Annotated in this window: 20 protein-coding genes and 1 pseudogene; 12 read left to right on the top strand and 9 right to left on the bottom strand. The window is 34.7% G+C overall.

Annotation, left to right across the window (positions count from 1 at the left end; translation table 11 throughout):
- The first annotated feature begins 19 nt into the window (after positions 1-19).
- From EKL95_RS00160 to EKL95_RS15000, 4 genes are all read left to right on the top strand, one after another.
- Entirely contained in the window at positions 20-2,656 is a 2,637-nt protein-coding gene (locus EKL95_RS00160; RefSeq protein ID WP_126463229.1) for a carboxypeptidase-like regulatory domain-containing protein, read from the top strand.
- A gap of 183 nt (positions 2,657-2,839) precedes the next feature.
- Positions 2,840-3,529 (top strand): hypothetical protein, encoded by a 690-nt coding sequence (locus EKL95_RS00165; protein WP_158614829.1) that lies wholly within the window; start codon positions 2,840-2,842, stop codon positions 3,527-3,529.
- A gap of 574 nt (positions 3,530-4,103) precedes the next feature.
- Positions 4,104-4,688 carry a zeta toxin family protein gene (locus tag EKL95_RS00170; RefSeq protein WP_197037222.1) on the top strand — a complete coding sequence of 195 codons (585 nt, stop codon included), beginning with the start codon at positions 4,104-4,106 and terminating at the stop codon, positions 4,686-4,688.
- The gene (locus tag EKL95_RS15000) at positions 4,675-4,821 is read left to right on the top strand and encodes a hypothetical protein (protein ID WP_197037221.1); all 147 of its coding nucleotides are present in this window, start codon (positions 4,675-4,677) and stop codon (positions 4,819-4,821) included. Before EKL95_RS00170 ends, EKL95_RS15000 begins: the two co-directional genes overlap by 14 nt.
- A gap of 293 nt (positions 4,822-5,114) precedes the next feature.
- On the opposite strand, the pseudogene EKL95_RS00175 reads toward EKL95_RS15000, so the two are convergent.
- Positions 5,115-5,600 (bottom strand): annotated as a pseudogene (locus EKL95_RS00175) (transposase); the annotation flags it as partial.
- Between the two features lie 538 nt (positions 5,601-6,138).
- Between EKL95_RS00175 and EKL95_RS00180 the strand changes: the two are divergent.
- From EKL95_RS00180 to EKL95_RS00200, 5 genes are all read left to right on the top strand, one after another.
- Positions 6,139-6,432 carry a type II toxin-antitoxin system HigB family toxin gene (locus EKL95_RS00180; protein ID WP_126456259.1) on the top strand — a complete coding sequence of 98 codons (294 nt, stop codon included), beginning with the start codon at positions 6,139-6,141 and terminating at the stop codon, positions 6,430-6,432.
- Between the two features lie 5 nt (positions 6,433-6,437).
- Complete coding sequence (locus EKL95_RS00185) at positions 6,438-6,794, top strand: type II toxin-antitoxin system HigA family antitoxin (protein WP_126456257.1); 357 nt, start codon at positions 6,438-6,440, stop codon at positions 6,792-6,794.
- Positions 6,795-7,344: 550 nt separating this feature from the next.
- On the top strand, positions 7,345-8,802 hold the full coding sequence (locus tag EKL95_RS00190; protein WP_126563301.1) for a M28 family peptidase: 1,458 nt from the start codon (positions 7,345-7,347) through the stop codon (positions 8,800-8,802).
- Positions 8,803-8,818: 16 nt separating this feature from the next.
- On the top strand, positions 8,819-9,985 hold the full coding sequence (locus EKL95_RS00195; RefSeq protein WP_126563302.1) for an ATP-grasp domain-containing protein: 1,167 nt from the start codon (positions 8,819-8,821) through the stop codon (positions 9,983-9,985).
- Complete coding sequence (locus EKL95_RS00200) at positions 9,986-11,104, top strand: porin (protein WP_126555839.1); 1,119 nt, start codon at positions 9,986-9,988, stop codon at positions 11,102-11,104.
- A gap of 274 nt (positions 11,105-11,378) precedes the next feature.
- Here EKL95_RS00200 and carB read toward each other — a convergent pair whose 3' ends face one another.
- Positions 11,379-14,231 (bottom strand): carbamoyl-phosphate synthase large subunit, encoded by a 2,853-nt coding sequence (carB, locus tag EKL95_RS00205; RefSeq protein ID WP_126516381.1) that lies wholly within the window; start codon positions 14,229-14,231, stop codon positions 11,379-11,381.
- A 157-nt stretch (positions 14,232-14,388) separates the two neighbouring features.
- Positions 14,389-14,550 (bottom strand): 50S ribosomal protein L34, encoded by a 162-nt coding sequence (rpmH, locus tag EKL95_RS00210; RefSeq protein WP_007136275.1) that lies wholly within the window; start codon positions 14,548-14,550, stop codon positions 14,389-14,391.
- Positions 14,551-14,714: 164 nt separating this feature from the next.
- Here rpmH and EKL95_RS00215 point away from each other — a divergent pair, with 164 nt between their 5' ends.
- The gene (locus EKL95_RS00215) at positions 14,715-15,230 is read left to right on the top strand and encodes a DUF2892 domain-containing protein (RefSeq protein WP_126561685.1); all 516 of its coding nucleotides are present in this window, start codon (positions 14,715-14,717) and stop codon (positions 15,228-15,230) included.
- Between the two features lie 284 nt (positions 15,231-15,514).
- Here the strand turns inward: EKL95_RS00215 and EKL95_RS00220 are convergent, their stop codons facing one another.
- The gene (locus EKL95_RS00220) at positions 15,515-16,408 is read right to left on the bottom strand and encodes a lytic transglycosylase domain-containing protein (RefSeq protein ID WP_126563303.1); all 894 of its coding nucleotides are present in this window, start codon (positions 16,406-16,408) and stop codon (positions 15,515-15,517) included.
- A gap of 19 nt (positions 16,409-16,427) precedes the next feature.
- Positions 16,428-17,120 (bottom strand): alpha/beta hydrolase, encoded by a 693-nt coding sequence (locus tag EKL95_RS00225; protein ID WP_126563304.1) that lies wholly within the window; start codon positions 17,118-17,120, stop codon positions 16,428-16,430.
- A gap of 240 nt (positions 17,121-17,360) precedes the next feature.
- Here EKL95_RS00225 and EKL95_RS00230 point away from each other — a divergent pair, with 240 nt between their 5' ends.
- Both EKL95_RS00230 and EKL95_RS00235 read left to right on the top strand, forming a co-directional pair.
- Positions 17,361-18,077 (top strand): pirin family protein, encoded by a 717-nt coding sequence (locus EKL95_RS00230; RefSeq protein WP_126555852.1) that lies wholly within the window; start codon positions 17,361-17,363, stop codon positions 18,075-18,077.
- A gap of 29 nt (positions 18,078-18,106) precedes the next feature.
- The gene (locus EKL95_RS00235; RefSeq protein ID WP_126463288.1) at positions 18,107-18,391 is read left to right on the top strand and encodes a GNAT family N-acetyltransferase; all 285 of its coding nucleotides are present in this window, start codon (positions 18,107-18,109) and stop codon (positions 18,389-18,391) included.
- A gap of 57 nt (positions 18,392-18,448) precedes the next feature.
- Here EKL95_RS00235 and EKL95_RS00240 read toward each other — a convergent pair whose 3' ends face one another.
- The 4 genes from EKL95_RS00240 to EKL95_RS00255 all read right to left on the bottom strand — a co-directional run bounded on the left by EKL95_RS00240 (position 18,449) and on the right by EKL95_RS00255 (position 23,713).
- Positions 18,449-20,083 (bottom strand): ABC-F family ATP-binding cassette domain-containing protein, encoded by a 1,635-nt coding sequence (locus EKL95_RS00240; protein WP_126463208.1) that lies wholly within the window; start codon positions 20,081-20,083, stop codon positions 18,449-18,451.
- Between the two features lie 294 nt (positions 20,084-20,377).
- On the bottom strand, positions 20,378-21,841 hold the full coding sequence (locus tag EKL95_RS00245; RefSeq protein ID WP_126563305.1) for an alanine/glycine:cation symporter family protein: 1,464 nt from the start codon (positions 21,839-21,841) through the stop codon (positions 20,378-20,380).
- A gap of 283 nt (positions 21,842-22,124) precedes the next feature.
- Entirely contained in the window at positions 22,125-23,300 is a 1,176-nt protein-coding gene (locus tag EKL95_RS00250; RefSeq protein ID WP_126454386.1) for a GlmU family protein, read from the bottom strand.
- A 161-nt stretch (positions 23,301-23,461) separates the two neighbouring features.
- Positions 23,462-23,713 carry a type B 50S ribosomal protein L31 gene (locus EKL95_RS00255; RefSeq protein ID WP_126454388.1) on the bottom strand — a complete coding sequence of 84 codons (252 nt, stop codon included), beginning with the start codon at positions 23,711-23,713 and terminating at the stop codon, positions 23,462-23,464.
- Between the last annotated feature and the right edge of the window lie 56 nt (positions 23,714-23,769).

Below are 23,769 nucleotides of genomic sequence, written 5' to 3' on the forward strand. Positions count from 1 at the left end.
CTCTAAAAATTGTATATTAATGTTTTTAATTACAATCAGTATAAATTGTTATTCTCAATGGAATATAATTGGAAAGGTAGGAGACAATAAAAAAAAACCTGCCTTTTTAATAAATGTAGTCTTAAAGAAATCAACTGATTTAAGTATTATAAATTATACATTCACCAATGAAAATGGTGATTACGAAATTCACAACATTCCAAATGGAGAGTATTTTCTTGAATTTTCGAGTATTAATTATGAAAGAAAAACAATTCCTCTACTTATTAACAATGAATCAATCGTTTATAACATAAATCTTGTTGATGAAGTTACCATTTTAGATGAAGTAATTATCACTTCCGAAAAACCAATTACTATCAAAAAAGACACGATTTCGTTTCTTGCAAAGTCATTTATTCAAGGCAATGAGCAAGTGATTGAGGATTTACTAAAAAAAATTCCAGGCCTTAATATTACATCAGATGGAACTATCAAAGTAGGCAATCAAGAAGTGGAAAAAGTAATGATTGATGGTGATGATATGTTCGAAAGAGGTTATAAAATTTTGACTAAAAACATGCCTGTAAACCCAGTAGAGAAAGTAGAAATCTATCAGCATTATTCAAATAACAAACATCTAAAAGGAATAGAGAATAGCAATAAAGTAGCACTAAATTTAACCCTAAAAGAAGATGCAAAGCGTGTTTGGTTTGGCAATATTTCAGCTGGTTATGGTTTGGGGTCAGAAAATCGTTATGAAGTTAGAAGTAATTTAATGAACTTTGGAAAAAAAAATAAATATTATTTTTTAACAAATATCAATAATATTGGCGAGGATGCCACAGGCGAAATTAACAATTTAATAAGACCTTATCGTTTTGATGAACCTGCAAGTATTGGCGATGACCAAACAGCAAATACATTGTTAGGTTTAGGTATTGATACGCCAAACTTAAAACAAAAAAGAGTGAATCTCAACAATGCCGAAATGCTATCTTTAAATAGTATTTTTACACTTTCTGATAAAATTAAACTCAAAATTTTAGGTTTTCTTAATACTGATGAAATTGATTTTTTCAGAAATAGTTTGCAGCAATTTTCTGTTGAAAATACAACATTTACAAATACCGAAAATTTTGTGGGCAGAAAAACACAACTCACAGGCTTTGGAAAAGTAGATTTAACCTACGATATTACCAAAACTAAAACTTTTGCATATACAGGAAAATTCAATAAAACCAACGAAAAAAACAGAAGCGATTTGTTATTCAACAATGATTTACTAAACGAACGTTTAAATGCAAACAACCAACTTTTTGACCAAAAAATAGTTTTTACTAACAAATTCAAAGAGAATAAAGTTTTTTTACTTTCAAGCCGATACATCAACGAGAAAACGCTACAAAATTACTCAGTTAATCAGTTTATTTTTAATGATTTGTTTACAGAAAACGCAAATAACACCAAACAATTCAGCAAAAACAAAATGCAGTTTGCAGGGTTGGAAGCTCATTTGTTAGACAAAAAGAGAAATGGCGATTTGTTAGAACTAAAAATCGGCAATCAGGTACGAATTGATGATTTAAACACTAGTTTTGAGTTGTTGCAAAATGAAAACAATCTCGCTTTTCCAAATGGGTATCAAAATAACTTAACTTATACCACAAACGATTTGTATTTATCCGCTAAATATGATTTTAAATTAAAAAATTTCACTTTATTAACCCAATCAGATTTTCATCAATTATTCAATCAATTAGCAAATTTTGAAGAAAAAACCACTCAAAATCCTTTTTACATTATGCCAAAAATTGGGTTAGATTGGAAAATTAACGACAAAAACAAAATCTTAACATCCTATTCTTACAACACTACAAATGCAGGCGTTTTAGATGTATATTCTGGATTTGTACAAACAGGTTTTCGTTCTTTTTCAAAAGGTCTAGAGGAATTTAATCAGTTGAATTCATCAAGTGCCGTTTTAAATTATACTTATGGCAGTTGGGGCGACAAGTTTTTTGCCAATACGTTTATTCTATACTCTACAAACAATGATTTTTTTAGCAATAATTCTATCATTGCTCAAAATTATTCACAATCCGAAAAAATCATCATCAAAGACCGTGAATTTTTGTCTATTTCTTCAAGCATCGACCGTTATTTTAAACCTATAAAGTCCAACTTAAAAATCAATTTAGGAGCAAACAAAACTAATTTTAAAAATATCGTAAACAATTCAAATTTAAGAGAAGTTAAAAACTTCAATGCGGATTATGGTTTTGAATTGCGTTCTGGTTTTAGAGGTTTTTTTAATTACCACATTGGCTCAAAATGGAATTACAACCAAGTAGAAACTACCATAAAAAATTCATTTACAGATAATATGAGTTTTTTAGATTTATCGTTTATGTTTAGTGATAAATTTAATATTCAGTTACAATCTGAACGCTATTTTTTTGGAAATTTAGATAAAGACAATAACAAATATTATTTTTTAGATTTAGAAGCGCGTTATGTGGTTAAAGAAAATAAACTTACGTTTTTTCTATCTGGTAATAATCTTTTCAATACAGAAACATTTCGGAATTACAGTATTTCTGACATTAATATTTCACAAACCGAATATAGATTAATGCCAAGATATATGCTATTAAAAATGGAATATAGGTTTTGAAAATAAACAATCGTAACAAAGTAAACAAGAAAGGCATCTTGCAACAGCCGTTTTGATTTAGTCTGTGATTTAGTGGAATTAACGTTTCGCATCATGTTTTCGTTAAGTCGAAAATGGAGCGGTTACGAATTTCCAGCCATCTCAAAGTGGCATAACGTTATGCCTAATTTTAGGACAAAAGAAATGAACGATAATACAACATATACACCTGACGAACTTTTTGAAATATTTAAAGAACAGCATAGACTTTGCAGTCCACTTGACATAATGGCCAATGAAACTTTTGTATTAACAAAGGAGACCTTAATTTATGAATGGCGTGATGCTCAAGATTTATTGCCTTGGGATGAACTTGCTGAATTTTTAAATCAAGAATTCAGAATTAATGTGCCATTAAAAACTTGGGACAGAATCTTAAATCCTGATGACAAAAAAACTCTGGGAGAACTTTGTATCTTTTTATCAACTATTGCTGAAAAAGAAATAATCAAACCTATTAAAATTTTAGGTGCGGAATGTTTAACAACAGCAATTTTTATAACATTAAAGAGAAATCTAAAAAACAAAGGTGTTGATGTTTCCAACTTGAAACCTTCTACAAAAATTGAAGAGTTTCTAAACGTAAACAAGAATTTTTCTCCACTATTGGAAGAAGTAACTTTAACTGGTTTAAAGACTTTTGACAAGCTTGAATATGGGAAATTAGAAAATGAAAGACGATTTAAATATTGGATTGACAAAATATTTCCGAACTGGATATACAAAAGAAGTATAAAGACTGGAAATATTCAAACATTCCGAGATTTGGTTGAGAGGATTGTTGACGATAAAAAACTAGGCATAACAGCTACTAAAACGGATTTGGGCATTTAGCTGAATGGGAAAATGGTTTTGTATTTGTGAATATTTGGCAAATCCGAAAATAGGACTTAATTTAGTCACAAACCCGCTGTAGTAGCGGGACGTTATATGATATTTTAAACCAAAAAAACCCCGATCGCGCGGATATCTGATTTTTCGGACAACGATAGCGCGGATTTGCAATCCGTGCCCACAAAGAGAATGATTCAGCAAGAAATTGTGCCCGTTTAGAGTGTGAAATAGAAGTGGTTTTATTAGAATTATTTCGATATTGTTTACGGACACGGATTGCAAATCCGCGCTATCGAAGCTAAAAATTATCATCAAAACTGTCCAATTTGAACCGGAATGAGGTGTTCACTTTGCTCCGGAATCACCGGTCCAGTTTGACCCGGAATATCTATAAAGCAACTTTTGCCAGAACGAATTTTAATTGTAGTTTAAATCACAGGTATTTACTCAATGAGTAACAAAATACAGTTCGTTTAGAGATTTTTAGACGAACTGACGTTGGCAGTAATCTCAAAAAAATCCAGAAATCGAAAAAGAATAGTTTCCAATTTTGAATTTGATTATATTTGCAATTATGAATAAAAACCTTTACATAATTGCAGGTTGCAACGGAGCAGGGAAAACAACCGCTTCTTTTACTATTTTACCTGATATTTTAGACTGTAAAGAATTTGTAAATGCTGACGAAATAGCGAAAGGATTATCGCCATTTCAGCCCGAAAAAGTTTCATTTGAAGCTGGAAGAATAATGATAAAGAGAGTTAATGAACTTCTTGAAATTAATGAAAATTTTGCTTTTGAAACTACTTTAGCTACCAAAAGTTATAAGTCAAAAGTAATAAAAGCTCAGAGTAAAAATTATACTGTTACTTTACTTTTTTTTTGGTTGCAAAACGTAGATTTGGCAATTGAAAGAGTAAAAACACGAGTATTGGAAGGTGGACATAATATAGAGACAGAAGTTATTCGACGTAGATATAAAAACGGGATTAAAAACTTATTTGAAATTTATCTTTCAATAGTTGATGAAGTTATGATTTTTGATAATTCAGGAGGGAAACCTGAATTGATTGCTGAAAAAACTTTAGAAACAGAAATAAACATTTTAAATGAAATGAAATTCGATAAGCTTAAAAAATATTACAATGAAAAAGCATAAAAGAACATTAAATCAAACCAAGATTTTAGAAGGAATGGATAAAGTTTATGAAAAACTAATCGAATTCAAAAAGAAAATGAATAGCGAATTGATAATATTGAAAGATAACCAAATCGTAAGACTAAAACCGTAAATATTTGCACTTCTGCCAGCAGCGAGGGTTTCGTTGCGTGCGCAGCACGAAAAATCAATTATAATCACCGAATACCAACAAAAATAAATTCAATGAGGTAAATCCGGGTTGAACAGCCTGTCCCGTTTTTACGGGAGAACCGATTGTACGTCCGTCAACGCTATGCTCTTATCGAAAAAAAATTAGAGAGAATTATAAGAGGCAAGCGAGCCTCTTTTTTTGTAGCGTGGTTTCAGCTTGTTTTTTTTCGTGTTTTTCATCACTTTTGAGCAGAAGTTCCCTTACCCATCCCGCTAATTAGCGGGACAGGAATTTGAACTTTGGCTACCGCCAAGATACCAAGCAGGTGGACCACGCTGGTCAAAGACTGCTATCCGGTGTAAATTTCCTGTTTTACAACACGGACACTTGGGTAAAAAAGGCTTCTTTTCTACTTTTTCTAACACCTTCACTTGCAGCTTTTCCTGCAAAAGCTTGAGCTTTTGACGCTTCCAAGTGCTGCTCAAAAAACCGTAATGCCTTATTTTTACAAACCGTTTGGGCAAAATATGCAATGAAAATCGGCGAATAAACTCTTTGTACTCAAAAGTCACGTTTTGCTGGTCAATGCTCTTGATTCGATGGTTGCTATTGGCAATTTTACGTGCCCCGTTAGAAACACAAATCCAAAAAAAATAGTAATCAAAAATGCATCGGGGTTTCTAATGGGGTGAAATGTATCTTCCCAAATATTCCACCACTGACTTTGGACTTCCAAACGGTTTCTTAGCAAATACAACCCCGATCGCGCGGATATCTGATTTTTCGGACAACGATAGCGCGGATTTGCAATCCGTGCCCACAAAGAGAATGATTCAGCAAGAAATTGTGCCCGTTTAGAGTGTGAAATAGAAGTGGTTTTATTAGAATTATTTCGATATTGTTTACGGGCACGGATTGCAAATCCGCGCTATCGAAGCTGAAAATTATCATCAAAACTGTCCAGTTTGAACCGGAATGAGGTGTTCACTTTGCTCCGGATTTGTTCGTATTCAGTGCAATCTCCTAAAAAAGATGGCTTTATATTTTGGGACTCTAAAAACAATTTTTAACCCTTTTTACGGACTGTTATATTTTAATATTCATAAGCGAATTTTGCCAGAACGAATTTTAATTGTAGTTTAAATCACAGGTATTTACTCAATGAGTAACAAAATACAGTTCGTTTAGAGATTTTTAGACGAACTGACGTTGGCAGTCAAACACACTTGCGACTGAAAAAATAGAAATCCCATTTCGGGAACTTTTTTTTATTATCTTTGAAAAAAATTAATACATTTGAGAGTAGTAGCTAAAAAAATATTAAGAGACTTTTGGGAGATACATGGTGATTGTGAACAACAATTAAAATCATGGTTTCAAGAAGCAAGTACAGCTGAATGGAAAAACCCAAACGAAATAAAGTTAGATTATCCTAGTGCTAGTATTTTAAATGACAATAGAATAGTTTTCAATATTAAAGGAAATAATTACAGATTGATAGTTAAACTAACTTATGAATATCAAATGATTTGGATTCGATTTATTGGAACGCATGCAGAATATGACAAGATTAATGCAAATGAAATTTAAATATTATGGAAATTAAACCTATAAAAACAGAAAACGATTACAATCAAGCTTTACAAAGACTTGAAATAATCTTTGATGCAAAAAATGGCTCTCCTGAAGGAGACGAACTTGAGGTGCTCGGTATTTTAATTGACAAATATGAAAATGAAAAATTTCCTATCAGCTTACCAGACCCCATTGAAGCAATTAAATTTAGAATGGAGCAAATGGGTTACAACCAAAATGATTTAGCAAATATTATAGGTCTGAAAAGTCGTGCAAGCGAAATTTTAAACCGAAAAAGAAAGCTTTCTTTGGAAATGATAAGACAATTACACGAAAGGCTTCATATACCAACTGACGTTTTAATTCAAACTTATTAAAAGTACGACTGCCAACAGCTAGGGTTTCGTTGCGTGCGCAGCACCAACAATGAATTATAATCACCGAATCCAACAAAAATAAATTCAATGAGGTAAACCCGGGTTGAACAGCCTGTCCCGTTTTTACGGGAGAACCGATTGTACGTCCGTTAACACTATGGAGTTGTCGTAAAGTTTTTAGAGAGAATTACAAGAGGCAAGCGAGCCTCTTTTTTTGTAGCGTGGACATGCTAACTTCACCAGCATAAAAAGTTAAGAAACCAGGATACCAAATAAAGTCCCAAATAGAATCCCTATGCGACACATTTCTTAGTAAACGAAACGGATTTACGCTATATTCGGGAATTATTAGAGCGAAATAGTAGAAAAACTCATAGTCAATGAAGTACCAAAAGTATTCAGCAAAAAAAAAGTCATTTTGATGATTTGTAATAAAAGATTATCTATACATTTGGAAAGACTAGACTGTTCAGTAGCGATTACAGACGGGCTGCCAATACTTATTGATCCTTTACGATTTTAAACTTTTCAATTTTTAAAAATAAATCTTATGAAATCCAAACAAATTCTTCTTTTGATATTATTTATTTCCACTTCGCTTTTTGCGCAAAGCACAGCACCACAATTAGATAAAATTAAGCAGCAAGATCTAAAAGATGATTTATATGAACTGGCGGGTGACGCCTTTCGGGGACGAAGAGGAGGAGAACTTGGCGAAATGCGAGCTTCTGTTTGGGTGGCTCAAAAGGCCCGTGAAGCTGGCCTTAAACCTGCAGGCGAAGATGGAACCTACTTCCAATTCTTTAATCTGAAACGCAGCCGTGTGGCCAATAGTAGTACTGTTAGTGTAAATGGTAAAGCACTTGATCTTTGGAAAGAGATTTGGCCAACTAATTTGGTTGACACTACCCTAGAAGGCTCCGTAGTTTGGCTGGACAAAATACCGGATAATACTGTCGATCTGAAAGGCAAAATTGTAGCTATGAATATTATGCCTCCAACCCCCATTATTCAAGACTGGGTGAGCCTCTGGCAATATCGTTATACCGCTTCTGCCATGAACCAGCAGGGAAAAGAACTCCTCAGCCGCGGTGTTACTGCTATAATTTTTGTTGCTGATGACACTGTAGAATCACTTATCTCATTTACGGGATTTCATTATCAAGAAGGAAGTTATGGAATAGAAGGTGCCCAATCCTCTACTGCAGCTACGGTACCAATTATATTGGCAAGTAAACAGTTAAAGAATATGTTTTCTAAACAAGGCGCTTATTTAAAAACTACTTTGAAGGTAGAAAATTTTGACTATCCTTCTATTAATGTTGTTGCTAAGGTTGATGGAACTGATCCTAAACTCAAAGAGGAATATGTTTTATTCAGCGGTCACCAGGACCATGACGGAGTAGGACCTGCGGTTAACGGGGATCCTATCTGGAACGGTGCTGATGATAATGCATCAGTAACAGTAGCGATGCTTGCAATAGGGAATGCGTGGAGTACACAACCCGCTAAGCGATCGGCTTTATTTGTGTGGCACGGATCTGAGGAAAGAGGTTTATTGGGTTCTCGCTATTTTGTTAGCCATCCCACCGTTAAACTACCCTCCATAGTTGCTGTTTTAAATGGCGATATGATAGGACGCAATGCATCTGATTCTGCGGCGCTATTAGGCGTAACAGAACCTCATCTTAATTCTTCTGACCTTGTAGCTATTACTTTAGCAGCTAATAAAAGTATTGCAAACTTCAAAGTAGATACTTCTTGGGATGCTGCAGATCACCCAGAGAATTGGTACTTCCGAAGCGATCATCTTCCCTATGCTCAAGCTAATGTTCCAGCAATATTTTTTACCACCTTATTACACCCTGACTACCATACCCCCTTCGATAGCCCAGATAAAATTGACTACGTAAAACTTACTAAGATGGCAAAGTGGATCTATGAAACCGGATGGAGAGTTGCTGAAAGTGCCAAACGTCCTGCTTTAACTATTGAAATAAAAAAATAAAAAATAACTACTTATTATGTTCTTAATAGACAAGCCATTTGTTTCCGATTTTCTTATCAAAACAATAAAAGATAATAATTATAAAATAATTGCAACCAAAGTAGCAAAAGAATTGGTAAAAGATGATTCTTTGGCATGGATAGCCGAAGAGGAAGCAATCACTTTACTAAAAAATAATCCAGAAATTTCTCTTTATAGCAATTCAGAGAACGCATTAGCTTGGATCGATCAATACTATGGAGAAAGTGAATTATCAAGTCAATTACAAGTTTTAAAAAATAAAGTAAAGTTTAGAGAACTTATAAAAGAGTTGTTTCCCGACTTTTATTTCAAGCAAATAAGTATTGAAGAAATCCAACGATTGTCCGATGATGAGATTCGGTTCCCATTTGTAATTAAACCTGCTGTTGGTTTCTTTAGCATAGGAGTTCATATAGTAGAAAATGAGAAAGACTGGGTAAAAGCTAAAAGTGAGTTACAACCTGATAAACTTAAAAGTATATTTCCTGAAAATGTATTAAACACAAGTAATTTTATTATTGAAGAATTTATTCGTGGAGAAGAATATGCAATCGATTATTATTACGACAATAATGGAGATGCTGTTTTGTTAAACGTTTTACACCACCTCTTTTCATCCGGAACAGACACAAGTGATCGGGTTTATTCAACATCCAAAGCAATCATTGAAAAGTATAAAATTGATCTTGAATATTTTTTAAGTAAAATTGGTAAAGAGTTACATTTAAAAAATTTCCCGGCTCATGCAGAAGTCCGCATTGATGAAAATGGGAAAATAATCCCTATCGAGGTAAACCCTTTACGCTTTGGTGGATTTTGCACCACGGCCGACCTTCTAGGAGTAACTTTAGGTTTTAATGAATACAAATGCTTTTGTGAAAACAAAAAACCAGACTGGAATACTATATTTAAAGGAAAAGAGAATAAAACATTTAGTGTCATTATTTTGGATAATAATTCGGGAATAATCCCTTCGGATATTTTAGGATTTAACTATTCAGGTCTTGCTAAAGATTTTGAAAAACCGATAGTAATTAGAGAATTAGATATAAATAAATATCCTGTATTTGGATTTGCTTTTATTGAAAGTGCTGCCAGTAATAAAAAGGAATTAAATGATATTCTAACCTCTGATTTAAGAAAATATATAGTATCGAAATAAATGAATTTTAAATCACAGGTTAGGAGCTTACTTCTATTTATTTCTTGTTTTTCAAGTAGTATTCTTCTTGCTCAAAATGATAGCATTTGGCACCAAAAGCCTGAACTGAATATTTCGGGCTTTTTGGATGTTTTTTATGTATATGATTTTAACCAACCACAAAAAACAGAAAGACAAACATTTTTATTTAACCACAACCGCCACAACGAGTTTAACTTAAACTTAGGTTTTGTGAAACTTGATGTGAAACATTCAAAGTATCGAGCAAATTTAGCTTTACAGACTGGAACGTATGCAAACGACAACTATTCAGCAGAGCCAGGTATATTGAAAAATATTTTTGAAGCGAATGTTGGTTTGTCATTAAATAAAAAAAATAATCTTTGGATAGATGCCGGTATTTTTGCTTCACATATTGGTTTTGAAAGTGCTATTTCCAGTGACAATTGGACAATGACACGTTCCTTGTTAGCTGAAAATTCACCCTATTTTTTATCAGGAGCAAAATTAACCTATAACCCAAACGATAAATGGGAAATAACAGGTCTAATTGTAAACGGTTGGCAACGCATCCAGCGACTTCAGGGAAATTCAATACCTTCTTTTGGCACCCAAATAAAATTTAGTCCGACTGAAAAAGTTATTCTTAATTGGAGTACGTTCATTGGAACAGACGACCCTGACATAATAAGAAGAATGAGATACTTCAACAATTTTTATGGACAATTTCAATTGACAAAAAAATTTGGCTTAATCGCAGGGCTTGACATTGGAATACAGCAAAGCATGAAAGGAAGTTCAGATTGTGACTTATGGTATAGCCCAATAATTATCGGACAATATGCCATAAATAAGTATTGGAAAACAGCCATAAGAGCAGAATATTATCAAGATGAAACGGGAATAATTATCCCAACAACCACGCCAAACGGATTTAAGACAACAGGACTTTCAGTCAATCTTGATTACTCCCCGACTCGAAATATAATTTGCAGACTTGAAGGACGTTGGTTAAACAGTAAAGACAAAATTTTTGAAACTAAGACAACACCAACAAACAATAATTTCATAATAGGAACATCAATAGCAATAAAATTTTCAGAAACATTAAAGAAATAAAATACAATTCTATAAAACAGACGGAAGAAGAAGACCAGCAAACAATAGTGTCTTTAAGAAATTAGCGGTTTATTGAAGTTCTGTTTAACAATTAAACTTTAGTGGAAGTTGACAGTTCTGTGCTTCGAAATCGTTAATTTCAAATAACTATAAATTGTTAAAAATAAAATCAAATTGTGCCATTAAAAAAAGCATTTATGGCTATCCGCCATTTTTCATATCTAAGCAAAAAAAGCCCCAATCGGGGCTTTTTACATATAATAAATTCAAGTTTCTACTTACTCAAATACATTTTTCTTCTGGAGTACAATTCGTAGAATTGATCGTCTTTCAAATCATCAATAAACAAGATGCTTTCTCCTGTTGATTTCATTTCTGGTCCTAATGCTTTGTTCACATTATGGAACTTGCTGAAAGAGAAAACCGGTTGCTTGATGGCATATCCTTTCAATTGCGGATTAAATTTAAAATCGGTTACTTTATTATGCCCTAACATTACTTTGGTCGCATAGTTCACATACGGTTCTCCGTAAGCTTTTGCAATAAACGGCACCGTACGAGACGCTCTAGGATTTGCTTCAATGATGTAAACGATATCATCTTTGATTGCAAACTGAATGTTGATTAAACCAACGGTTCTCAAAGCCAACGCAATATTTTTAGTGTGGTCTTTTATTTGTTGCATTACAAATTCACCTAAGTTAAACGGTGGCAAAGTCGCGTTACTATCTCCAGAGTGCACTCCGCAAGGTTCGATGTGCTCCATAATTCCTATGATGTACACATTTTCGCCATCGCAAATCGCATCAGCTTCCGCTTCAATTGCACCATCCAAATAATGGTCTAAAAGCAATTTATTTCCTGGAATCGTTTTCAATAAATTGATTACGTGCTCTTCCAGTTCTTGTTTGTTGATTACAATTTTCATTCCTTGACCACCCAACACATACGAAGGACGAATCAATAATGGAAAATCTAAAGTATCCGCCAAAGCTGAAGCTTCATCCGCTGTTTCAGCGATTCCAAATTGTGGAAAAGGAATTTTTAAATCGGTCAACAATTCTGAGAAACGACCTCTGTCTTCGGCTAAATCCAATGCATCAAAACTCGTTCCTATAATTTTAATACCGTATTTAGACAGTTTTTCGGCTAGTTTCAGGGCCGTTTGACCTCCTAACTGCACAATTACCCCTTCTGGTTTCTCATGTTGAATAATATCGTAAATATGCTCCCAGAAAACCGGTTCAAAATACAATTTATCTGCTGTATCAAAATCAGTCGAAACTGTTTCCGGATTACAGTTTATCATAATCGTTTCATAACCACATTCTTTGGCGGCAAGCACCCCGTGAACACAAGAATAATCAAACTCGATTCCTTGTCCAATTCTATTTGGGCCTGACCCAAGAACGATTATTTTCTTTTTATCGGTAACAATACTTTCATTGTCAACGTAACGTGTTCCATCTGCTTTTTCAATTTCGGCTTCAAAAGTCGAGTAATAATAAGGCGTTTTTGCTTTGAATTCCGCCGCACACGTATCCACCAATTTGAATACACGATTGATGTTCATTGTAGTTCGCAGCGTATGTACCTGGCTTTCCAAGCAACCTACCATGTGAGCAATTTGTCTGTCGGCGAAACCTTTTTGTTTGGCTTCTAATAGCAATTCTCTGGGTAAAGAATCCACTTTATAAGTAGAGACTTCTTTCTCTAACGTATAAAGCTCTTCGTATTGTTTCAAGAACCACATATCGATTTTAGTGATTTCATGAATGCGGCTCAATGGAATTCCCATCGCGATAGCATCATAAATCACAAAAACACGATCCCAACTCGCAAAAGTCAGTTTCTCGATAATCTGTTCGTAGTTAGTATATCCTTTTCCGTCAGCACCCAGACCATTTCTTTTGATTTCTAATGATTGAGTCGCTTTGTGCAATGCTTCTTGGAACGAACGTCCAATTCCCATTACTTCCCCAACAGATTTCATTTGAAGTCCTAACGTTCTGTCAGCACCTTCGAATTTATCAAAGTTCCAACGTGGAATTTTCACAATTACATAATCCAAAGTTGGTTCGAATAATGCCGAAGTCGATTTGGTAATTTGATTTTGCAGTTCATCTAAGTTGTACCCCAAAGCTAGTTTGGAAGCAATTTTTGCAATAGGATATCCCGTTGCTTTTGATGCCAAAGCAGAGGAACGAGATACACGAGGATTGATTTCAATCGCTACGATGTCTTCCTTATCGTCAGGAGAAACGGCAAACTGCACGTTACAACCTCCGGCAAAGTTTCCGATACTTCTCATCATCAAGATTGCATAATCACGCATTCTTTGAAAAGTCGAATCAGATAATGTCATTGCTGGCGCCACAGTGATGGAATCACCGGTATGGATTCCCATTGGATCCATATTTTCGATAGAACAGATAATCACAACATTATCGTTTTTATCTCTCAAAAGCTCCAATTCGTATTCTTTCCAACCCATTAAAGCCTTGTCAATTAAGACTTCATGAATAGGAGATGCTTCTAAACCTCGGGTTAGAAGTTCATTAAAATCTTCTTTTTTATAAACAATAGCCGCTCCTGTTCCACCTAAAGTAAAGGAAGGACGAATTACTAATGGGAAACCAAATTCCTGAGCAATTTCTTTTCCTCTCAGATAAGACGTACATATTTCTGCTGGAGCAGATGGCACACCGATTTTTTTAAGCAGTTGTTTGAACTGTTCTCGATCTTCGGTAATATTAATAGCGTTAACATCAACGCCAATTAATTTCACGCCAAAATCCTGCCAAATCCCTTTTTCATCGGCTTCTAAACAGAGATTTAAAGCCGTTTGCCCTCCCATTGTAGGTAGGACTGCATCAATCTGAGGATGTTCTTTTAAAATTTGAATAATCGATTTTGTCGTTAAAGGCAATAAATAAATGTGATCCGCCATTGAAGGATCGGTCATGATTGTTGCCGGATTCGAGTTGATCAAAATAACTTCGATTCCTTCTTCACGAATAGAACGTGCAGATTGCGATCCCGCATAATCAAATTCGCATGCTTGACCAATAACAATAGGACCTGAACCTATTATTAAAACTGATTTTATGGATGTATCTTTTGGCATTGTGTGTAATTATAGTGTTGTGTAGTTGTTGTTTTGAAAAGATTAAAATTACTGAACTCAAATCTTTTAACTGTAAATCTTAAACATTTTTTAACGATTAGGTATAAAAAAAGGCGATACTAAAAAAAGTAACGCCTTATTTATGTTTATACAAACATTATTTTTTGTGTCTTGGTTCGCAAGAAACAGTCAATTTATGTCTTCCTTTAGCTCTTCTACGCGCAAGAACTTTTCTTCCATTAGCAGAAGCCATTCTGTCCATAAATCCGTGCTTATTTCTTCTTTTTCTTTTCGATGGTTGAAACGTTCTTTTGCTCATTGCTTTGTATCTTTAAAATCTTATTTATATGTCTTCCTATTTTTGAATAACTGTTATTCTAAAACCGAGTGCAAATATACAAAGACTTTTTTTTCTCACAAGTAGTTTTGTAAAAATATTTTCAATTCATTTTACTATATTTGTCATCTTAAAATAATCACACTATGTTTCACAGAAATATTAAACTTATTATCGCCGGACTTATTATAGCTACTGGCATTTGGCAATTTAAAGAAAGTAATATTGGGAATGGAATATTCCTTATATTATTAACTGTAATCCCTATTTTCCTTTACTTCAAAAACGAATTCATCCTATTAGCCTTCTTAAAACTACGAAAACAAGATTTTGAAGGTGCCAAAAAATGGTTGGCGTACATCAAAAATCCGGAAACGGCTTTGATACAAAAACAGCAAGGCTATTTTAATTACCTGCACGGGATCATGCTTTCGCAAACGAATATCAATCAAGCAGAGAAATATTTTAAGAAAGCCATTGAACTCGGATTATCAATGGACATGGACTTGGCTGTAGCCAAATTGAATCTGGCCGGAGTTGCCATGACACGTCGTCGTAAACTTGAAGCCACTTCCCTATTGAACGAAGCCAAAAAATTAGACAAACAGAATATGCTGAAAGAGCAGATTACTATGATGAAACAACAAATGAAGAAAATATAGTTTTTATAATTATCGAAAAAAGGGTCAAATGATACACATTTGACCCTTTTTCTTTGGTATATATCCTAATTTTTGGAATAAAACTGCTTCATGTTTTCTTATATCAATATCCGTTATTAATACTAAATTGATAAAATTAGCCACAGATTAAAAAGATTCAACTGATTTCTTAAATACAAAATAAAATCTGTGCAAATCTTTGAAATCCGTGTCAAAAAAATGCTTGGCACACTTTGCGGACATTCCTATTTTCTTAAATGCCTTATATGGTTCAAAAAAATCAGTTAATATCCTTTTAACGGAATTTCGATTTGGTATTTCTTACCGGTATCATTTATTAATTTTGTTTCTCTAAGCCAAGGATTATGAATTTTCAAAATCTTATAGTTAATCCCTTGGCTTTTTGCAAAATCAGCTAAATCTGCAATCGAACTGTCAATTTCTATTTTCCGAGTGGGCAGCGTTGCGTATAATTCTTCGGCAGCAATCCTAAAATTGTATTTTTCTGGATTTCCCATAATTTCTTTCAAGGCTAAAATTCTGAAAACATAGCGGGACGTTTCTTCGGTAAGTAACAAATCATAATAATTCGATACTTTTTGAATCTCAATTTGTTTGTTTACTCCTGTCATTCCGCCATTATACGAGGCTGCTGCCAAAGTCCAACTGCCAAATTTACCTTTGGCACTCAAAAAATAACTGCACGCTGCCTGGGTTGATTTCTCAAGATCATAACGCTCATCCACATTTTCATTGACTTCCATGCCGCGTTCTTTGGCCGTTTCCGGCATAAATTGCCAGATTCCCCTTGCCCCTGCCGGAGAAACTACATTCACTAATCCACTTTCAATAACGGCCAAATATTTGAAATCATCCGGAATACCGTTCTTTTTTAGAATAGGCTCAATTACTGAAAAAGCACGACTGGCTCTTTTTATTGCCAAAATTGTAGAAGCATGTAAATTGACATTCACCTGTAATTCCCGGTCAAATCGTTCCTTGACATCTGCTATTTTCAACGGAGTTGCTTCCCCTGAAAAATTCAGTTTTTCAGGAAAAAAAGATGCCGATTCTCTTTTTAACACTTTTTCAACGTCCGGATTTGTAGTGGCAAAAACTAATATCCCACTTGCAAAAACTACGGTAAGCACTAGAATCACTTTATTCATTACTTTCATCTTTTCTTTTTTTATGCCTTTAGAGTAGTTGCGAAAGTGCGTTTGTTTCTTTTTTGGTTTCCAATATAATGGAAGGCAAATTTTCATTCAACCATTTGTATTTATTCAAAATCATAATATGTGTTCCTCCTTTTACAACGATACAATTCTTAATATATTTTACAGGAAACACATCATCCATATCTCCATGAATATGAATCACGTCTGGGTCTGCAACTGTTCTGTCCCAAAGAACAACCTGCTCTACTGCCCAATTCAAATAGCGAATATCCCGAACCGAAAGGAATTTTTTATACAATTTTAATCTTTGATTCACTTTTTCTCCAAACGAAAATTTAGCCAGGTTTTCCAGATTCAAAATCAAACTCATAGGAATCAGCTTATAAGCCTTCGTTGTTTTAGCAATTTTTAATCGGCGTGGAAATTCTAAATTACTTTTGACACTCGAAATGATAATCACTTTTGAGACAGCTATACATCTAGCGATTTCCTGAACCAAAATACCTCCAAATGAAACGCCTATCAAAACGGGATTTTTATGCTTGATTTTCTTAGCTATCCTATTGGCATAATCCATCAGCGCTTCATTTTCCAACGGAATCTCCCACTCTAATAAATGGATCTCAAAACGATCTTCCGGAAGTGCAATTCGTTCAAAAATAGCGGTACTTGCCGCTAATCCTGGCATTAAATAAACTGGAATTTTACTCATAATTGTTTTAACGATTTTATAACAACATTCCCCTTTTTTATAGCGAATTTTGTATAAAATTAATTTTTTTATTGGAACCTGCTGTAACTAAGTAAGTCGAAAGTTTAAAAGTCGTAAAGTCAAAAGAATTAACTTTAAGCAAAATAGCTTTAAATCAGATTGTTACATAATTTTATCCTGATTTTAAAATATGACATTATACCATGGTTATTACTTATCATCTTATATTATTAATAATTTATGACTACACAACTATTTGAATCAAACACTAGGGGCAAAGCTGATTTTGGCTGGCTAAAAGCCAATTTTTCTTTTTCTTTTGGAAATTATTTCAATCCGGAACGTTTGCAATTTGGAATGTTACGTGTTTTAAATGATGATATCATCAAGGGCGGAATGGGTTTTGGGACTCACGGTCATGCCAACATGGAAATTATCACCATTCCTCTTGAAGGCGGCTTGAAACATCGTGACAGCATGGGAAACATAGGTGTCATTGGTTTTGGAGAAGTTCAGGTAATGAGTGCCGGGACTGGAGTAGAACATTCTGAAATGAACGCAAGCCACATAGACGAAGCCAAAACGCTACAGCTTTGGGTCTTTCCTGACAAAGAAGAAGTTACACCAAGATACGACCAAAAATCATTTGATATTGAGAATCAAATCAATACCTTTGTAAATATCGTTTCGCCAAATGATATGAATGATGGCAATGCACTTTGGGTTTACCAGAAAACCTTTTTTCATTTAGGAATTTTTGACAGCAACACTCGTTCGACCTATCAGGTTCGAATTCCTAATAACGGTGTGTACTTATTTTTAATCGAAGGCGAAATAGAAGTTAACAACCATGTTTTGAAGGCAAGAGATGCCATGGGAATAACCGATTTTGAGGCATTTGAAATCAAGATTATTACCAAATCAAAAATACTTTTGGTAGAGGTACCAATGAATTAGCGTTAATTATTATGGAGGCAGCAATCACTATGGAAATCAAAGACAACACTTTTGCAAGACAATTTGAAACTATGGTCGACGAAGGATTAGTTTCTGTTGAATATTCGTTTCAGGAGAAAAAAATATTTTTGACAAAAATAAATGTACCGGAATCCTTTGAAGATGAGGAATTCATTTCTAAATTTCTAAAAAACATTATGGAAATTGCGATAGAACGAAAATTTAAAGTTGTCCCTATCCTTCCGAAAATAGTTGTTTTTTTTAAAAAGAACCCTATTTACAAAGAGTTGCTTCCTCCGGGAATCAGACTCTAAAAAAAAGAGGCTATATTCTTGAATACAGCCTCTTTTTTTATGCAGATTTTCAAGCGATTACTTCTCTATCTCTCGCATACTGTCCATTTTTTTGTGCGCTAGGAAACCCGCAATATCCTCAAAATGTTCCACTACTCTTTTGTTTCCAAACTCAAAAACCTTAGTGGCTAATCCGTCTAAGAAATCCCTATCGTGAGAAACGATAATCAATGTACCATCAAAATCGCGCAAAGCCTCTTTGATGATGTCTTTGGTTTTCATGTCCAAATGATTCGATGGCTCATCCAGAATCAATAAATTCACCGGTTCCAATAATAATTTAATCATTGCCAAACGGGTTTTCTCTCCTCCGGAAAGCACTTTCACTTTTTTGGTTACATCATCGCCCTGAAACATAAAAGCCCCCAAAATATCTTTGATTTTAGTTCGAACATCCCCCACGGCAATGTCATCGATGGTTTCAAAAATAGTCGCATTTTCATTTAATAAAGAGGCTTGATTTTGAGCAAAATAACCAATTTGGGCGTTATGGCCAATTTCTAAACTACCACCATTGATTTCGATTTGTTTCATAATGGCTTTGATCATCGTCGATTTTCCTTCTCCATTTTTCCCTACAAAAGCCACTTTTTCGCCTCTTTCGATCACCATATTTGCATTCGAAAAAACAACATGCTCTCCATACGATTTTGATAAATCTTTTACAATTACGGGATATTGACCGGAGCGAGCAGCTGGTGGAAATTTTAGTTTCAAAGCAGAAGTATCTACCTCATCTACCTGAACGATAACGAGTTTCTCTAACATTTTTACACGGGACTGTACAGCATCCGTTTTAGAAAAAGTTCCTTTAAAACGATCAATAAAAGTCCTGTTATCCGCAATCATGCGCTGTTGCTCGTCATACGCTTTTTGCTGATGCACACGTCTGTCTTTTCTGAGTTCTAAATAATGTGAATACTTGGCTTTATAATCATAAATACGTCCCATTGTAACTTCGATGGTGCGATTCGTAATATTATCGACAAAAGCTTTATCGTGCGAAATAACCACAACCGCTTTGGCGGAATTAATCAAAAAATCCTCTAACCATTGAATACTTTCAATATCCATATGATTGGTAGGCTCATCCAGCAAAATTAAATCTGGTTTTTGCAAAAGGATTTTGGCTAATTCTATTCGCATTCTCCAACCACCAGAAAATTCCGTAGTTTGACGGTTAAAATCTTCGCGAACAAATCCCAGACCAAGTAGAATTTTCTCCACTTCAGCCTCATAATTTACTTCTTCAATTGCATAGAATTTCTCGCTTAAGTCAGAAACTCTTTCGATCAATTTCATATAAGCATCACTTTCATAATCGGTGCGAATCGTCAATTGTTCATTGATTTCATCGATTTCGGCTTTCATACCAAAGATTTCACCAAAGGCTTTAGAGGTTTCTTCCATAACCGTTGCGCCATCTGTAGTCAATAAATGCTGAGGCAAATACGCTACTACGGCGTCTTTTGGCGCTGAAATATTCCCAGTTGAAGGCTTACTTTGACCCGCAATAATTTTAAGCAGTGTCGATTTTCCTGCTCCATTTTTACCCATTAGGGCAATTTTATCATTCTCATTTATGGCAAAAGAAACATCACTAAAAAGTGTCGTTCCACCAAATTGTACGGAAATATCGTTAACTGTAATCATTATTTATTTGTTGATTTGGTAATTCGGTTAATCGGTTAAATCAATTAAACGATTTTTTAAAAGTGCAAAGATAGATTAATTAAGTACTTTGTTTACTATAAAATAAAAGCTTGCAGAAAGAGAATAAAAATTCTGGTCCTGCAAGCTTTTAAAAAGAAATACTCAAACTAAGTAATAACCATGGTATAATGTCGTATTTTAAAATCAGGATAAAATTATGTAACAATCTGATTTAAAGCTATTTTGCTTAAAGTTAATTCTTTTGACTTTACGACTTTTAAACTTTCGACTTACTTACGCTTCTTTATTTGTATTGATCTCGTCCCATAATGGCGCATTCATAACACCAATATTTTGTGGATTAAACACTGGATTCTTACCTTCTTTTCTTTGTTTTTCGTAATCTTTTAATGCTGCGAGAGCTGGTTTTTGCAACAGCAGGATTGCAATAATATTACACCAAGCCATAATCCCCACACCAATATCACCAATATTCCAAATCAACTTAGCTTCATTGACACAGCCATACATAACCACTAGTATCATCACCACTTTTAACACGCGATTGAACATGTGCGAATTTATCTTTCTGGTCAAGTACGAAATATTAGTTTCAGCAATATAGTAATATGCCAAAATAGTGGTGAAAGCAAAGAAAAATAACGCAATAGCCACAAAGAAAGAGCCAAAGCCAGGAAAAACACTATCCATAGCGCTCTGTGTATAGCCTGTCCCAGCAGTAACATTTTGCGCTCCCTCGTACAAAAATTCAGTGGCCCCATTTGTACCTAAGACCGGATTTTCTACATTATATCTACCGGTAATCAGCAACATAAAACCGGTTGCACTACAAATCAATAATGTATCTATATAAACTGAAAAAGATTGCACTAAGCCTTGTTTTACCGGATGCGACACATTTGCAGCAGCGGCAATATGCGGTGCAGTACCCTGTCCCGCTTCATTAGAATAAAGTCCTCTCTTTACACCCCACTGAATTGCCAATCCAATAACGGCTCCAAATCCGGCTTCCTGATTAAAAGCACTTGTAAAAACCAAAGAAATAACGCCCGGTAGCTCGCTAAAGTTCATCCCTATTATCACAACTACAAGCAAAATATAACCAATGGCCATGATAGGAACCACGATCTCAGTCACTTTTGCAATTCTTTTTACCCCACCAAAAATAATCGCTCCAAACACAAGAGCAACAACAACGGCGGTAATTCTAGTATCAAGATTGAAGGCATTCTCTAAACCTTCAGCAACCGAATTGGACTGAATACCGGGCAGCAAGATTCCTGCAGAAATAATAGAAACTATAGCAAACAAGATGGCAAACCACTTAACACCCAAGCCTCTTTCGATATAAAAAGCAGGACCTCCTCGAAACTGTCCCAAATGTTTTTCTTTGTAAATTTGCGCAAGAGTCGCCTCTACAAATGCGGTACTCGCACCCAAAAAAGCAACCATCCACATCCAAAATAAAGCACCCGGACCACCAAAGGTTATTGCTGTAGCCACTCCGGCAATATTTCCCGTACCAACCCTGCCGGCCAAAGACATGGATAACGCTTGAAAAGACGAAACACCAGATTCTGAACTTTTGCCATCAAACAGCAAACGAAACATTTCCTTAATGTGCCGCAGTTGAAGAAAACGAGTCCGAATAGAGAAATAAAGCCCCGTTCCTAAACATAAAATTATTAAAGGCGTACTCCAAACTATTTCATTTATCATTCCAACAATCTCTTCCATATATTCCATTTATATTAATAATCCGACCAATTAATTTGTATAAAACTATAACATTAAGCCAAAGAAAACTAACTAAGAGCCCTCTAAAACCCAAACAAACTCTTAATCCACTTAAAACCAACGGCTGAAACAGCGTCTTATTTGTATTCAAAAAAAGATGTATCCATTCTCTTTTTCTTGTTTTTATAAAGAATCCATTTTTATTCCATTAAAAAAAATGCTCCATTCAATTGAATGGAGCATTTTTTTGTTTTAAATAATTCTGACAGCTTAGCGAAAGTAATTATTCCTTCCTCCACTTTTTAGTTTCTTCAAAAACATGTTCAAGAATAGCCGCTTCTCTTTCATCAAAAGCTACGTTTCGGCGACTCATTACCAGTCGAGCTGTTTCAAATGCTTTCTTGGTAATATAGGTCGTAAAACCGGAAGCCCCACCCCAAGAAAAACTCGGTACAAAATTGCGTGGAAAGCCGCTGCCAAAAATATTAGCACTTACGCCTACTACCGTTCCGGTATTAAACATCGTATTAATTCCGCATTTGCTGTGATCTCCCATCATCAATCCACAAAACTGAAGTCCCGTTTTAGCAAATCCTTCGGTTTCGTAACTCCATAATTTTACTTCTTCATAATTATTTTTTAAGTTTGAATTGTTACTATCCGCGCCAATATTACACCATTCGCCAAGAACAGAATTCCCTAAAAAACCATCATGTCCTTTATTCGAATACCCAAACAATACCGAATTATTAACTTCGCCTCCAATTCTGGAATGCGGACCTACGGTTGTTGCTCCGTAGACTTTGGCAGCCATTTTTACAGTTGCATTTTCGCACAAGGCAAAAGGACCTCTGATGACAGAACCTTCCATAATTTCAGAATCCTTACCTATATATATGGGACCTGTTGAAGCATTTAAAGTAACAAACTCTAACTTTGCGCCTTCCTCGATAAATATATTTTCGGGAGCGATGACGTTGACACTTTTTGGAATGGGCTGTGACCTGCGGTCTTCGGTTAAGATTTCGAAATCTTCCCGAATGGCGGCATCATTTTTCGAAAAAATATCCCATGTATTTTGAACCGTCAAACAATCGTCCTGAAATTCTATAATTTCATAGGAATCAAAATCTACTTCTTCTTGTTCTTCAGTGGTATAAAAAGCAATCACTTCATCTGCTCTAAAAATGGCCTGATTGGGTTCCAGATTACTAATCATTTCTACCAAAATAGCATTGGGCAGAAAAGAAGCATTGATCATCACATTTTCTTCTAGTTCCACCATAGGGAATTTTTCAGACAAATAGTCCTCCGTCAAAGTAGTTGTGGTAGAGCCTAAATGCATTTCCCATTTTTGACGAATGGTCATAATCCCAATAAGAATATCCGCAACAGGACGTGTAAACGTAAAAGGCAGTAAGGCGTTTCGAGCGGGACCGTCAAAAAGTATGTAATTCATATATTTTTTTTTAAAATGTATCCGTACGGACAAGTCGTGACTTGTCCGTACTTTTAAGCAGTGCCAAAGTTACAAAGTTTTCAAATAGATAAAAATAAAAAAAGCCTTCCATCTCGAAGTATCGGGAGGAAGGCTTTACTATAATTAAAAACAAGCTTTTATTATTTAGCGTGTTTAGCATATTTCGTTTTAAATTTATCAATACGTCCTGCAGTATCGATAAGTTTAGATTTACCGGTGTAAAAAGGGTGAGAAGTTCTGGAGATCTCCATTTTTACAACTGGATATTCAACTCCGTCAACTGTTAACGTTTCTCTTGTATCTGCAGTAGATTTAGTGATAAAAACATCTTCATTTGACATGTCTTTAAAAGCAACTAATCTGTAATTTTCTGGGTGTACACCTTTTTTCATCTTGTTATTCTTTTTTATTTGTTTGGCTATAAGTCATTTTGAAGCTTTTCTTCTGA

Source organism: Flavobacterium sp. LB2P53 (genome assembly GCF_003970305.1).
GTDB lineage: Bacteria > Bacteroidota > Bacteroidia > Flavobacteriales > Flavobacteriaceae > Flavobacterium.

Excerpts from the sequence above, each read along its gene's own strand:
- EKL95_RS00160 (WP_126463229.1), top strand. The coding sequence starts at position 20 with ATGTTTTTAATTACAATCAGTATAAATTGTTATTCTCAATGGAATATA.
- EKL95_RS00165 (WP_158614829.1), top strand. The coding sequence starts at position 2,840 with ATGAACGATAATACAACATATACACCTGACGAACTTTTTGAAATATTT.
- EKL95_RS00170 (WP_197037222.1), top strand. The coding sequence starts at position 4,104 with ATGAATAAAAACCTTTACATAATTGCAGGTTGCAACGGAGCAGGGAAA.
- EKL95_RS15000 (WP_197037221.1), top strand. The coding sequence starts at position 4,675 with ATGAAAAAGCATAAAAGAACATTAAATCAAACCAAGATTTTAGAAGGA.
- EKL95_RS00185 (WP_126456257.1), top strand. The coding sequence starts at position 6,438 with ATGGAAATTAAACCTATAAAAACAGAAAACGATTACAATCAAGCTTTA.
- EKL95_RS00190 (WP_126563301.1), top strand. The coding sequence starts at position 7,345 with ATGAAATCCAAACAAATTCTTCTTTTGATATTATTTATTTCCACTTCG.
- EKL95_RS00195 (WP_126563302.1), top strand. The coding sequence starts at position 8,819 with ATGTTCTTAATAGACAAGCCATTTGTTTCCGATTTTCTTATCAAAACA.
- EKL95_RS00200 (WP_126555839.1), top strand. The coding sequence starts at position 9,986 with ATGAATTTTAAATCACAGGTTAGGAGCTTACTTCTATTTATTTCTTGT.
- carB (WP_126516381.1), bottom strand. The coding sequence starts at position 14,231 with ATGCCAAAAGATACATCCATAAAATCAGTTTTAATAATAGGTTCAGGT.
- rpmH (WP_007136275.1), bottom strand. The coding sequence starts at position 14,550 with ATGAGCAAAAGAACGTTTCAACCATCGAAAAGAAAAAGAAGAAATAAG.
- EKL95_RS00215 (WP_126561685.1), top strand. The coding sequence starts at position 14,715 with ATGTTTCACAGAAATATTAAACTTATTATCGCCGGACTTATTATAGCT.
- EKL95_RS00220 (WP_126563303.1), bottom strand. The coding sequence starts at position 16,408 with ATGAAAGTAATGAATAAAGTGATTCTAGTGCTTACCGTAGTTTTTGCA.
- EKL95_RS00225 (WP_126563304.1), bottom strand. The coding sequence starts at position 17,120 with ATGAGTAAAATTCCAGTTTATTTAATGCCAGGATTAGCGGCAAGTACC.
- EKL95_RS00230 (WP_126555852.1), top strand. The coding sequence starts at position 17,361 with ATGACTACACAACTATTTGAATCAAACACTAGGGGCAAAGCTGATTTT.
- EKL95_RS00235 (WP_126463288.1), top strand. The coding sequence starts at position 18,107 with ATGGAAATCAAAGACAACACTTTTGCAAGACAATTTGAAACTATGGTC.
- EKL95_RS00240 (WP_126463208.1), bottom strand. The coding sequence starts at position 20,083 with ATGATTACAGTTAACGATATTTCCGTACAATTTGGTGGAACGACACTT.
- EKL95_RS00245 (WP_126563305.1), bottom strand. The coding sequence starts at position 21,841 with ATGGAAGAGATTGTTGGAATGATAAATGAAATAGTTTGGAGTACGCCT.
- EKL95_RS00250 (WP_126454386.1), bottom strand. The coding sequence starts at position 23,300 with ATGAATTACATACTTTTTGACGGTCCCGCTCGAAACGCCTTACTGCCT.
- EKL95_RS00255 (WP_126454388.1), bottom strand. The coding sequence starts at position 23,713 with ATGAAAAAAGGTGTACACCCAGAAAATTACAGATTAGTTGCTTTTAAA.